The following is a 12025-nucleotide window of genomic DNA, read 5'->3' as shown; positions in this document are numbered from 1 at the left end:
CCTGTAGCGGCGCGGCCCCGCTGCGCGGGGCCACACCCCGCCCCGCCCCGCCCCTCGGGCTTCCCCGGGGGCCGGGCCGGGGCGGCGGCTCCGCAGCGGCGTCCGCCCGCGTTCACACCGTGAGCAGCAGTTTGCCCACGTGGGTGCCGGATTCCATGACCCGGTGCGCTTCGGCGGCCTGCGCCATCGGGAACGCCGCGTGGACCACCGGCCGCACCCGGCCGGCGGCCACCAGCGGCCACACGTGCTCCCGCACGGCGGCGACGATCGCCGCCTTCTCCTCCAGCGGCCGGGCCCGCAGCGAGGTGGCGGTGATCGCCGCCCGCTTCGCCAGCAGCGCACCGAGGTTCAGCTCGGCCTTGACCCCGCCCTGGAGCCCGATCACCGCGAGCCGGCCGTTGACGGCCAGGGCGTCCACGTTCCGCGCGAGGTACTTGGCTCCCATGATGTCCAGGATCACGTCCGCCCCGGCCCCGCCCGTGGCGGCCCGCAGCTCGGCCACGAAGTCCTGCTCGCGGTAGTCGATGAGGATGTCCGCGCCCAGCTCCTTGCAGCGGGCCAGCTTCTCCGGGCCGCCGGCCGTGACGGCGACCGTCGCGCCGACCGCCTTCCCCAGCTGGACCGCCATCGTCCCGATGCCGCTGGCCCCGCCGTGCACCAGCAGCGTCTCGCCGGGGCGCAGGCCGGCCACCATGAACACGTTGGACCACACCGTCGTGACGACCTCGGGCAGCGCCGCCGCCGTCACCAGGTCCACCCCGGCCGGTACCGGCAGCAGCTGGCCGGCCGGCACGGCCACCCGCTGCGCGTACCCGCCGCCGGCCAGCAGGGCGCACACCTCGTCGCCCACCGACCAGCCGGACACCCCCGCCCCGAGCGCGGCGATCCGCCCGGAGCACTCCAGGCCCGGATACCGGGATGCGCCGGGCGGCGGATCGTAGAAGCCCTGGCGCTGGAGCACGTCGGCGCGGTTCACGGCGCTCGCCGCGACCTCGACGAGGACCTCGCCCTCGCCCGGTACCGGATCGGGAACGTCTGCCCAGACGAGGGCCTCGGGGCCGCCGGGCTGCTCGATGGTGATCGCATGCATGGCCCGGAGGCTACGCCACGGCGCGGCTACTCGGCAGGACCCGGTGTCATCCTCGGAGCGGTCGGCGGAACCGCCCGCACGATGGTGATGAGACGGTCCGTCAGCTGGAGCGGGCTCGCGTGCGGATCGTCGTACGGGAGCAGCCGGTGCCCGCGCAGCACGCTCACGACGAGGTCGTCGGTGTCCCGCACGGACCTGCCGACCTCGGACTTGCGGACGGGCCGTTCGATGAGGTCCAGGCCGCTGCCCTGCTGGATCAGGTCCTCCATCACGGTGCCCGCGCTCGGGCTGAGGACCGAGAGGCCCAGCAGCCGGCCGGCCGCGCTCGCGCTCGTGATGACCGCGTCGGCCCCGGACTGCCGCAGGAGCGGGGCGTTCTCCTCCTCGCGCACCGCGGCGACGATCTTCGCCCCGCGGTTGAGCTGCCGGGCCGTCAGCGTGACCAGGACCGCCGTGTCGTCGCGCTGTGTGGCGATGACGACCTGACGGGCCTTCTGGACCTCGGCGCGCAGCAGGACGTCCGAGCGGGTGGCGTCGCCGACCACGCCCGTGAACCCTTCGGCGTTGGCCGTGTCGATGACCTTGGCGCTCGGGTCGACGACGACGACCTGCTCCTTGGAGAGGCCGGTGGCCAGCAGCGTCTGCAGGGCCGAGCGGCCCTTCGTGCCGAAGCCGACGACGACCGTGTGCTCGCGCAAGTTCTTCCTCCAGCGCTTCAGCCGCCACTCTTCCCTCGTCCGTTCCGTCAGGACTTCGAGGGTGGTACCGACGAGGATGATCAGGAACAGCACGCGCAGCGGCGTGATCAACAGGATGTTGATCAGTCGTGCGCTGTCGCTGTGGGGGACGATGTCGCCGTATCCGGTCGTCGACAGCGTCACCGTGGCGTAGTAGAAGCAGTCGAGGAGATCGACGGACTCGTTGGCGTTGTCGTGGTAGCCGTCGCGGTCCAGCCACACGATGAAGACCGTCAGGAACAGCACGAACAAGGCCATCAGGAGGCGCTTCGCGACCTGTCGCAGCGGGTGCTCGACGATGCGCTTGGGCAGCTTGATGCGCCGGGAGACGAGCTTCTCGTCGGCCTCGCGGGCCATGGCGTCCTGTCCGGGCAGTTTCACGTGAAACATCCTCCCGAGGCCCACGGCAGATCGATGACCTCGAGCTCCTGTCCGGACCGGGCGCCCTTGGGCGGTACGACGGCCAGCGCGTCCGCGGCGGCCACGCCGCGCAGCATCGCGGGGCCGTGGTAGCGCAGCGGTACGGCGCGCTCGTCGTCGAGCCGGACCGGGACCAGCCGGGTGTCGTACGGGTGCCCCGGTACGTCGCCCTGCACGGTCGCGGTGTAGCGCGGGCGAGGGCGGCGGCCCGCGAGGGCGCGCAGCAGCGGCTCGGCGAGGGTCAGCAGCCCGGAGACGGCGGCGAGGGGGTTGCCGGGGAGCCCGACCACGTGCCGCCCGTCCGCCCGGTCGCCGATCCGCGCCAGCAGCATGGGGTGTCCGGGCCGGACCGCCACCCCGTCGACGAGCAGCCGGGCGCCGGCCTTCTCCAGTACGGGGTGGACGTGGTCGACGGGTCCGGAGGCGGTTCCGCCGGTGGTGACCAGGACGTCGGCGGTGGAGGTGGTGACGGCCTCCAGCAGGGCGGCCGCCCCGGCCGGGTCGTCGCCGAGCGTGCGGGTGCCGGTGACGTCGGCGCCCAGGCGTGTGAGCCAGGGGCCCAGCATGGGGCCGAGGGCGTCGCGGATCAGCCCGTCGTGCGGGCGGCCCTCGGTGAGCAGCTCGTCGCCGAGCACCAGGATCTCCACGCGCGGGCGGGGCCGCGTGGTCAGCCGGTCGTATCCGGCGGCCGCGGCGAGCCCGAGCACGGCGGGGGTGACCAGGGAACCGGCGGGCAGCAGCAGGTCCCCCGAGCGGCACTCCTGGCCGCGCGGGCGGATGTCCTGGCCGGTGGCGACGGGCCGGTCGGCGAAGAGCTGCCCGCCCGCCTCACGGCAGTGCTCGCTGCGGATGACGGCGGTGGCGTCGGCGGGGATCCGCGCGCCGGTGGCGATCCGGACGGCCTCGCCGTCGGCGATCGGCTCGGGACGGCCGGAGCCGGCCAGGACGCCGCCGCCCTCGCGGACGTGCCACGGGCCGGGGCCGGACACCGCCCAGCCGTCCATGGCGGAGGTGTCGAAGGACGGCAGGTCGGTCAGCGCGTCGAGGGCGGCGGTCAGGACCTCGCCGAGGGCGTCCCCGAGGGGGACGTCGTGGGTGCGCTCCCGCACCCCGGCCCCGGCGCGGGCGGCGGCCTCCCGGGCGCGCGGCCAGGGGACGGCCCGGTGGCCACCGGCACCGCCTCCCTCGGGGGTGCGGCTGACCAGGGCCAGGGCCTCATCGAGGGCCTGCTCGGCGGAGTTCGCGGGGGTCATCCCGAGCCGTTCTCTTCGGCGGTGTCGGCCTCCGCCTCGGCGGCCCAGCGCAGCGCCAGGTCGGCGGCCTTGCGGGAGGCCTCGGCGACGGCCTGGGCGGGGTCGGCGCCGGTGGCGGCGGCGTGGGCGGCCGCGTAACCGACCAGGAAGGTGGTCAGGGGCGCGGCGGGCCGGGCGACGCCGTGGGCGGCGTCCCGGGCGAGGTCGAGCAGGGTCTTGGTGTCGACGGCGAGATCGATGCCCAGCTCGTTCTTGACGGCGGTGATCCATTGCTCCAGCACGGTTCCATGCTCTCTGATCCGGGCGCGGGCGGCGGCGAGATCGTCCCAGGTGTCGCAGTCGAACGCGGCGAGTGGCCGGCCGGCGACCGCGGTCAGCTCCAGTTCCGCGGTGAGCGCGCGCAGCGGGAGCCCGGCGAGGCCGCCGTGTTCGGTGGCGAGCAGCGCGATCTCGCGCCGCAGGGGCTCGGCCCGGTAGGCGGCGACCAGCGGCTGGTCCCGGCCGTCGGGGTCGCGCAGCACCGCCCCCTCCGTGCCGTGCGCGGCGGGTGCGGCCAGCAGGGCCCGTACGGTGTCCCGGTCGAGGAACGGCAGGTCCGCGGAGAGTACGAGGACCAGTTCCGCGGTGGTGCCGCGCAGCCCGGCGTCCAGCGCGGCCACGGGGCCGCCTCCGGGCGGGTCCTCGCGGGTCCACCGCACGGGGCGCGCGGTGGGCCGCCGGCCGCCCACCACGACGGTGTTGCGGGCGTCCGGGCAGGCGTCGAGGACGCGGTCGAGGAGCGCCCGCCCGCCGACGCTCAGCGAGGGCTTGTCCGCCCCGCCCAGTCGCCGCGCGGCGCCGCCGGCCAGCACGATCGCGTCGTAGCTCATGCCCCTGAGTATGCGCGGACCATGTCCCCGGCGCGGAGCCGGACTTACCCGGCGCTTATCCGCCGGGGTCGGCCGGACAGGGGTGCGGGTCCGGGCCGCGCCGCTCGTGGCGCGGGCCGGACCCGCATGTCCTGCGAGACCGCCGGAGGCTAGCGCTGTGACCGGCAAGGTTCACCGGGTCGCGACGCCCGGCACGGCNNCCCTCCGCCTTGCGATGCACCGCACCGGACGCCGCGCCCCGGCAAACCTTTCCGGCCACAGCACTAGAGGTAGGGGCCCGAGCGGATCGGGCCGTGGCCGCCGTCCTCGTCGTCGTCGTGCGGACCGCCGGCCGGGAGGGCGCGGCGCATCTGCTCCAACTGGGCCCGCGCGGCCATCTGCTGCGCGAACAGAGCGGTCTGGATGCCGTGGAAGAGGCCCTCCAGCCAGCCCACCAACTGGGCCTGCGCGATACGCAGTTCTGCCTCGGAGGGGATGGCCTCCTCGGTGAACGGGAGGGACAGGCGCTCCAGTTCCTCCACGAGCTCCGGGGCCAGGCCGTCCTCCAGCTCCTTCACGGAGGCGGCGTGGATGTCCTTGAGCCTGACCCGGCTCGCCTCGTCGAGGGGCGCGGCGCGCACCTCTTCCAGGAGTTGCTTGATCATGCTGCCGATCCGCATGACCTTGGCGGGCTGTTCGACCATTTCCGTCACCGGGACCTCGCGCGACTCGTCATCGGCGTCGCCGACCGCCGTCCCGTCCTGTCCCACGATCAGGACGTGCGGGGGACTGTCCTGCGACCGTTCACTCCTCGGCATCTCCATGCCGTCATTCTCTCGCACACCTTCGTTCTCACACGGTGTGCCCCCGTACAGTCGTGATCCACCCTGTACGGGGGCACCAGCCCGGGCAATCGTCCCCGCGTTCAGCCCGCGGCCCGGCGGGCCAGTGCGCCGCTGGAGCGGGTGACCAGAGCCGCCAGCACGGCCGCGCCCAGCGGGACCACGACGAGCAGCCCGGCGAGGGTCTCCCACGGCACGGAGATCGGCACGTAGGGGACGGCCTCCGTGACCGAGGTGTACCCCTTCTCGACGGATTGCCGGTACAGCGCCTCCAGCTCCCGCCGCTGCACCAGGCGCAATCCCACGGCGGGCAGGATCCCGGCGGCGGTGCCCAGGACGACGCCCATCAGGGCGACCACCCCGCACTGGAAGCCGCTCAGGGTCCGCCGCACCCGGGGTGCCGCGCCCACGGCCGCCAGGGTCTTCAGATCGGCCTCGGCGTCGGCCTGGGCGAGTCCGGTGGCGATGCCGGCCGCGCCGATGGTGACCAGACCCGCGAAGACGGTCAGGGCGAGCAGCGTGATGCTGTCGTTGCCCTGGTAGCCCTCTTCGATGCGCACGGCCGCGTCCACGCCCATGCGGTCGATCTCGCCGGCGATCCGCTGCCGCTGCTCGCTGCTCGCCGTGCCGTCGAGGGTGAAGTAGGCCCCGGACGGGACGGTGGCCAGCCCCGCGGCCTTGGCCGCCGCCGGCGGCAGGACCAGTTCGAGGCCCCAGGCCTTGACCGACTCGGGCGCCAGGTGGACGGGCAGGACCTTGTCCTCACCGGGCGGGTCCTCGCCGGTCGGCGGGAAGGGGTCCACGCCCTCCTTGACGAGGACGGTCCGCAGGGTGATCCTGCCGTCCTTGACCTGGCGCTTGTCGAAGGAGACGGCCCGGCCCTCCTTGAGGGCGGACACCGAACCCGGGTCGGTCACCGCCAGCACGCTCAGCAGCTTCTCGTCGGCGACGACCACCGGTTGCGGCGCGGAGCGCCCGGTGTCCGCGCAGCGCCAGTCCTGGCGCAGCTCGCGGGCCTGCGCCTCGGTGAAGTCGTCGAGGCCGTTGGGGGATTCGGAGAGCGGGCAGCGCTGCTCCTTCGGCTTGATGATCTCGATGCGTCCGCAGCCCGGTTCCGACGAGAACGACTCGCAGTTCGGCAGGCCGGCGACCAGCCGGTCGACGTCCGCCCGCACCGCCAGCGGGAGTTCCTTGGAGAGCGCCTCGCGCAGTGCGGGGACTTCCCGGTGGGCGCTGTTCTCCCGGGCCTCCAGCGTCCCGGTGCCGTGCGGCAGGTCGGCGACGTACTCGTGCCGCATCTGCTGGTCCTGGCTGTGCTCGTAGGTGGCCACCGCGACGGTGCCGGCGACGGCGGCCAGGACCGCGGCCACGGCGGGCGCCGTGCGCCCCCGGTTGCGCACGGCGTCGCGCAGCGCGAGCCGCGGCGACAGCGGCAGCCGGCGTCCGAGCCGGCCGAACAGACCGACGAGGACCGGGGTGAGGGCGACGAAGCCGAGTTCGGCGATGGCGCTGCCGCCCGCGACGACGGTCGAGCCCAGGCTCGACGTGGTGCCGTACAGCGCGATGGCGGCGCCGGCGGCGACGGCGACCAGACCCAGCACGGGCAGCACCCGGTTGGCGCGGCGCACCCCGCGGCGGCCGGTCAGCGAGGCCAGCACGGTCTGCCGGGAGGCGGTGACGGCGGGGACGATCGCGGACAGCAGGCCGGTGACCACGGCGAGCAGGGCGATGCCGGCCAGCTCCAGGGGCCGGAAGTCCAGGCTGCCGAAGCGGACGCCGAGCTGCTCCTCCAGCACGGGGCGCAGTGCGATGGTGAGCACCACGCCGACCACGGTGCCGACGACGGCGGCCACGGCGCCGATGACCAGGCCGCCGGAGAGCACGATGGAGCGGATGTGGCGCCGGTCGCCGCCGTTGGCGCCGACCAGGCCGAGCTGACGGCGCGAGCGGCGGGCGCCGACCGCGAAGGCCGGTCCGGCGAGCAGGCAGATCTCCAGCATGGCGAGGCCCACGACGGTGGCCGCGACGGCCACCTCGGAGGCCGAGCCGCCGCCCTGCAGGAACCGCTCCTTGGGTTCCTGCTGGAAGAGCGGCACGTCGGCGTCGGCGGGCGGGTCGAGGTGCACGGCGCGGGAGACGACCAGCAGGGACTTGGCGTTGGCCGCCTTCACCATGTTCCACGTGAAACCGTCGCCGCCGACCTTGACCAGGTAGCTGTCGGTGGGCGTGATCCCGAGGCCTCCGGCAGCCTTGAGTGCCTGGTCGAGCGGGGCGATCAGGGTCCCCGGCGGGGCGAGGATCTCGCTGTTGCCCAGCTCGCTCGGAAGCTCGTACGCCCCGACGATCTTGTACGAGGTGTTCGCGCCGCGCGGCGTGACCGAGGAGCCGACATGGAGGCCGGAGTTGTGCAGGAACGCGGTGGTGGCGGCGACCTCGCCGGCCTTCTCGGGCAGCCGGCCGCGGTCGAGCGTGAACATGCCCGCCACCAGCGGGCTGCGGGTGTCGACTTCGTGCAGGTCGGTGTCGAGGAGCCCGTGCTTGGTGCGGACCTTGCTGTAGGCCGTGGAGTCCTTCAGCACCTGGGTCCCGGCCGGGAGCTGGGACCGGTCAAGCTCCTGCGGAGCCTCCCGGCCGGTCGACGGGCCGGCGACCCTGTCGTAGCCGCCGACCGGCACGAACGTGGAGCCGTCGGGTATCTGGTAGATCGGCAGGTTCAGGTCGAGGAGCCGCACCCGGGCGTCGGCGGTCCCGATCTGCCGCGAGAGGGCCTGCTCGGTCGAGAGCTCGGCGCTGCGCAGGGTGAGGTCGGCGGCGCTCACGCCGACGATCGGCAGGGCGATCATCGCGAGGACCAGGCAGCTGCGGCCCTTCGCCCGCCAGGCGTCGCGGCGCGCGATGCGCAGGGCCGCGACCCAGGAGTGGTACCAGCCTTGGAGCGAGGAGGTCACTGGCCGCCCGCCTGCCCCGAGAGGAGGGAGTCGGCGTGGCTGCGCATGGTCTCGTCGACCACGCTGCCGTCGCGCAGGAAGACCACGCGGTCGGCCCACGCGGCGAACCGCGGCTCGTGCGTGACCAGGACCCCGGCCGCGCCGGCGTCGCAGCGGGAGCGCAGCAGGGCGAGGACGGACTCGCCGGTCTCGGAGTCGAGGGCGCCGGTGGGCTCGTCGGCGAGGACGAGGCGGCGGTCGCCCACGAGGGCGCGGGCGATGGCCACGCGCTGCTGCTGCCCGCCGGACATCTCGTCGGGGAAGCGGTCGGCGAGCGCGATCAGGCCCATCTCCTCCAGCGCGGCGAGCGCCGAGGCCCGGGCCTTTCGGGCGGAGATCCCGTCGAGCTCCCGGGGCAGGGCCACGTTCTCGGCGGCGGTGAGGGCCGGGATCAGGTTGTAGTCCTGGAAGACGTAACCGATGCTGCGGCGGCGCAGTGCGGCGAGCTGCTTGCGGCTCGCCGCGGTGATGTCGGTGCCCTCGACCAGCACCCGGCCGCTGGTGGGGGCGTCGAGGCCGCCCGCGAGGGTGAGCAGCGTGGACTTGCCGGAGCCGGAAGGGCCCATGACGGCGACGAGTTCGCCGGGGTACACGGCGAGGTCGATGCCGCGCAGGGCGTGCACCTCGGTGGCACCGCTGCCGTGGGTGCGGACGAGCCGCTCCAACTGCAGTACGGGTTGCTGGGGCTGGCGCTGGTCGGGCATGAGAGGTCCCCCCTGGGACGGTGGTGTCAGGCGCGCCGCGTGCGGGCGGTGCGGGGCCGGGTGGTGTGCGGGGCCGGGGTCTCGGCGGCGGCCTGGGGTGGTTCGGGCGCGGCGGCTCTCCGGTCGGCCGGCAGGGAGAGCCGGACGAGCCGGGCTTCGCAGTGGTCGAGCCAGCGCGCCTCGGCCTCGGTCTGGAAGATCAGCTGTTCCAGGACGAGCAGCCAGGCGACGTCGTCGCGTTCGCCGGAGCGCCCGCTCTCGACCGCCGCGAGCGCGGTGGCCTTGAGCCGGGTGTAGTCCTGCATCGCGCGGATCGTGGCGTGCCGCTGGGACTGGATGACGGCGCGGATGTCCACGCCCGGGGCGCCGACAGCCATGGCGAGCTTGATGGACAGCTCGTCGCGGGGCGGGTTGGCCCGGTCGACGGGGCGTTCGTACCACTCGCGCAGCTCGGCGCGCCCGGTGTCGGTGATGGCGTAGAGGGTGTGTCCCGCGGCGTCCTCGCCGTCGGGTGCGACGAGGCCGTCGCGTTCGAGCCGGGCGAGGGTCGTGTAGACCTGCCCGACGTTGAGCGGCCAGGTGGAGCCGGTCCGGGATTCGAACTCGGTGCGCAGCTGGGAGCCGTACCGAGGACCCCGTTCCAGGAGGGCGAGCAGCCCGTGACGGATCGACATACTCGGTATGTATACCGAGTATGTTCACGCAGGGCAACCATCCTCGGGCGGACTTCGGGAGCCGGCGGCGCTAGGCGCTCCGGCGCAGCCGTACGCCCAGATAGCCCAGACCCAGCCCCATCAGGGCGAATCCGGTGCCCAGCGGCAGTATGTGCGCCGCCAGGTCCGCGGCGCGGTCGTTCGGCTCGGTGCCGAGCGCGGTGACGTGGTCACGCGCTGTCGGGGCGGCGGCGGACGGTCTCCGCGGCGGGGGCGGAGAGGGCGGGGGTGGCGGTACGGGTTCGGTGCGCGGGCGCACCGGCAGCGGACGGGAGGCGATCAGCAGTTCCGGATCGGCGGGTGCGCCGACCGGCCGTCCGGGGCGCTCGCGTCCGACCCCGGCGGGGCTGCCCGCGAGCTCCTCGCGGGCGGCTCCGCCCTCGTCGCGCTCGTCGTCCCCCTCGCGCTCGTCGGCCGTGACGCGCACCGGCCGGGCCGCGGGCGGCGCGGCGCGGTGCGTGGCGGCGTGGGCGTGGGTGCGGGCGTGGCCCGGGTGGCCCGGATGGGTCGGTGCGAGGGGGCCGGCGTACACGGAGGCGGCCGGTGCGAGGGAGGCTGCGGCGAGCGCGGCGCAGGCCAGCCAGTGCGAAGGACGGAAGCCATGGATCACGGGGAGCCCCTCCCGTCCCGAGCGGCCGGCGTGCTCGCTGGGGTCAGCGATATGCGCTCAGATTTACATAGTGGGGCAAAACCGGCATCCCGGGCGCCCTATCGGGTGCCCGGGATGCCGGTGTGTCGTCGAGGCCGCCCCGTGCGGCTACTCCGGATTGCCGGTGGACACGGTGAGCGTGTACTCCGTGCCCTCCTTGTTGATCTTGTCGCCGGCGGCCGGGGACTGGCTCAGCACCGTGTCCTTGCCGTACACGGCCTCGTCCTTCGGGACGATCGTGTACTTGCCGCCCGAGGCCTGGATGCAGGCCTTCACGGACAGCAGGTTCTTGTACTTGAGGTCCGGCGCCGAGTACTTGCCGGCCTCGCTGTAGTGCTTCGTGGGCTCCGAGCACTTCTTCGGGTCGATCGTGCGCGTGACGTCGGGGCCCTTGAACCCGGCCTTGGCGGACGCGGACGTGGAGGCGCCCGGATCGGCCGTGGTGCCGCCCTTGTCCTTGTCGTCCCCGTTCATCGAGATCACCGTGATCAGACCGCCGACCGCCAGCAGCGCCACCGCGATCGCACCCACGACCACCGGCATGTTCCGCTTGCCGCCGGAGCCGGACGGGGCCGCCGAGCCCGTCGGGGAGATCGTGTACGGGGGCGGGGTCGGAGCGTACTGCTGCTGCGGCGGGGGCGTGTGCGGGTAGGCGTAGCCGCCCTGCGCGTGGGGCTGCGGTCCGGGCGTCGGCGCGTACGGGGCCGGCGCCGGGGTGTGCGGCGACTGGTAGGGCTGCTGCACCGACTGCGGCGGGGCCTGGAAGCCGGACTCCACCGGCGGGAACACGGCCGAGGACACCCCGGCGCCGCTGCTCAGCGGCCCGTGGCCCGGCACGATGGCCGGCGCCCCGGCCTGCCCGGAGCCCAGCACCCGCGCGACCTCGTCGCCCATGGCCGCGGCCGTCGGGAAGCGCTCGTTCGGGTTCTTCTTCAGCGCCCGCGCCACCAGCGCGTCCATCGCCGGGGTCAGCGACCGGTTGATGGAGGACGGGGCGACCGGCTCCTCCTGTACGTGGGCGTACGCGATGGCCAGCGGCGAGTCCGCGTCGAACGGGATCCGGCCCGTCAGCAGCTGGAAGAGCATGATGCCGACCGAGTACAGGTCGGAACGGGCGTCGACGCCGCGCCCCAGGGCCTGTTCGGGCGAGAGGTACTGCGGGGTGCCGACGACCATGCCGGTCTGCGTCATCGAGGTGACCCCCGACTGCATGGCGCGGGCGATGCCGAAGTCCATCACCTTGACCACGCCGCGCTTGTTCACCATCACGTTGCCGGGCTTGATGTCGCGGTGGACGAGCCCCATCTCGTGGCTGGTCTCCAGGGCGGCGAGCACATCGGCCGTCACCTTCAGCGCCTTGTCCGCGGGCATGGCCCCGTGCTGGCGGATGTCCGCCTCCAGCACCGACCCGAGCGGCCGGCCCTCCACGTACTCCATGACGATGTACGGCATCACCGCGCCGTCGCCCGAGCGGCCGTCGGCGAACGTCACTTCGCCCTCACCGGTGTCGAATACCGAGACGATGTTCGTGTGCGACAGTTTCGCTACAGCCTGCGCCTCGCGGCGGAATCGCTCACGGAAGGACTGTTCCCGGCCGAGGTCGCTGTGCAGGGTCTTGATGGCCACCTGCCGGTCGAGCGCCGAGTCGTACGCGAGGTACACAGAGGCCATGCCGCCGGCGCCCAGCAAGTCCCTTAGCTGGTAACGGCCACCGGCCAGAGAGCCGCCCGCGTACTGGCCCTGAGTGCCGTCCTGGCTCATGACTGTTGCTTCCCCTCGGGA

At 74.0% G+C, this 12025-nt stretch carries 10 protein-coding genes; all 10 read right to left on the bottom strand.

The genetic code is table 11. From position 1 onward, the window contains the following. Positions 1–112 precede the first annotated feature (112 nt). Entirely contained in the window at positions 113–1090 is a 978-nt protein-coding gene (locus tag AVW11_RS28225) for an NAD(P)H-quinone oxidoreductase (protein ID WP_060177131.1), read from the bottom strand. Positions 1091–1116: 26 nt separating this feature from the next. Beyond that, a complete protein-coding gene (locus AVW11_RS28220; RefSeq protein ID WP_060177216.1) occupies positions 1117–2217 on the bottom strand; it encodes a potassium channel family protein in 1101 nt (366 codons plus the stop codon). Then, complete coding sequence (locus AVW11_RS28215) at positions 2205–3500, bottom strand: molybdopterin molybdotransferase MoeA (protein WP_076046402.1); 1296 nt, start codon at positions 3498–3500, stop codon at positions 2205–2207. The genes AVW11_RS28220 and AVW11_RS28215 overlap by 13 nt, the downstream gene beginning before the upstream one ends. Further along, complete coding sequence (locus AVW11_RS28210) at positions 3497–4369, bottom strand: NTP transferase domain-containing protein (protein ID WP_030839140.1); 873 nt, start codon at positions 4367–4369, stop codon at positions 3497–3499. Before AVW11_RS28210 ends, AVW11_RS28215 begins: the two co-directional genes overlap by 4 nt. 263 nt (positions 4370–4632) lie before the next feature. Beyond that, positions 4633–5172 carry a bacterial proteasome activator family protein gene (locus AVW11_RS28205; protein WP_030839137.1) on the bottom strand — a complete coding sequence of 180 codons (540 nt, stop codon included), beginning with the start codon at positions 5170–5172 and terminating at the stop codon, positions 4633–4635. A 101-nt stretch (positions 5173–5273) separates the two neighbouring features. Continuing rightward, positions 5274–8033, bottom strand: a complete 2760-nt coding sequence (locus AVW11_RS28200; RefSeq protein ID WP_079070426.1) for an FtsX-like permease family protein — start codon at positions 8031–8033, stop codon at positions 5274–5276. Positions 8034–8134: 101 nt separating this feature from the next. Beyond that, complete coding sequence (locus AVW11_RS28195) at positions 8135–8881, bottom strand: ABC transporter ATP-binding protein (RefSeq protein ID WP_030839130.1); 747 nt, start codon at positions 8879–8881, stop codon at positions 8135–8137. Between the two features lie 26 nt (positions 8882–8907). Continuing rightward, positions 8908–9555, bottom strand: coding sequence for a PadR family transcriptional regulator (locus AVW11_RS28190; RefSeq protein ID WP_037832262.1), 648 nt, complete (start codon positions 9553–9555; stop codon positions 8908–8910). 70 nt (positions 9556–9625) lie between these two features. After that, positions 9626–10204, bottom strand: coding sequence for a hypothetical protein (locus AVW11_RS28185; protein ID WP_076046401.1), 579 nt, complete (start codon positions 10202–10204; stop codon positions 9626–9628). 147 nt (positions 10205–10351) lie between these two features. Next, entirely contained in the window at positions 10352–12004 is a 1653-nt protein-coding gene (locus AVW11_RS28180; protein WP_060177127.1) for a protein kinase domain-containing protein, read from the bottom strand. Between the last annotated feature and the right edge of the window lie 21 nt (positions 12005–12025).

Origin of the sequence: Streptomyces amritsarensis, from assembly GCF_001953875.1 — a bacterium.
Lineage (GTDB): Bacteria > Actinomycetota > Actinomycetes > Streptomycetales > Streptomycetaceae > Streptomyces > Streptomyces amritsarensis.
Note: the sequence above shows the minus strand (reverse complement) of the source record. Positions and strands in the feature narration are given on the sequence as shown.

Coding starts and splice junctions, on each gene's coding strand:
- AVW11_RS28210 (WP_030839140.1), bottom strand. CDS start 4,369: ATGAGCTACGACGCGATCGTGCTGGCCGGCGGCGCCGCGCGGCGACTG.
- AVW11_RS28215 (WP_076046402.1), bottom strand. CDS start 3,500: ATGACCCCCGCGAACTCCGCCGAGCAGGCCCTCGATGAGGCCCTGGCC.
- AVW11_RS28220 (WP_060177216.1), bottom strand. CDS start 2,217: ATGTTTCACGTGAAACTGCCCGGACAGGACGCCATGGCCCGCGAGGCC.
- AVW11_RS28195 (WP_030839130.1), bottom strand. CDS start 8,881: ATGCCCGACCAGCGCCAGCCCCAGCAACCCGTACTGCAGTTGGAGCGG.
- AVW11_RS28180 (WP_060177127.1), bottom strand. CDS start 12,004: ATGAGCCAGGACGGCACTCAGGGCCAGTACGCGGGCGGCTCTCTGGCC.
- AVW11_RS28200 (WP_079070426.1), bottom strand. CDS start 8,033: ATGATCGCCCTGCCGATCGTCGGCGTGAGCGCCGCCGACCTCACCCTG.
- AVW11_RS28205 (WP_030839137.1), bottom strand. CDS start 5,172: ATGGAGATGCCGAGGAGTGAACGGTCGCAGGACAGTCCCCCGCACGTC.
- AVW11_RS28190 (WP_037832262.1), bottom strand. CDS start 9,555: ATGTCGATCCGTCACGGGCTGCTCGCCCTCCTGGAACGGGGTCCTCGG.
- AVW11_RS28225 (WP_060177131.1), bottom strand. CDS start 1,090: ATGCATGCGATCACCATCGAGCAGCCCGGCGGCCCCGAGGCCCTCGTC.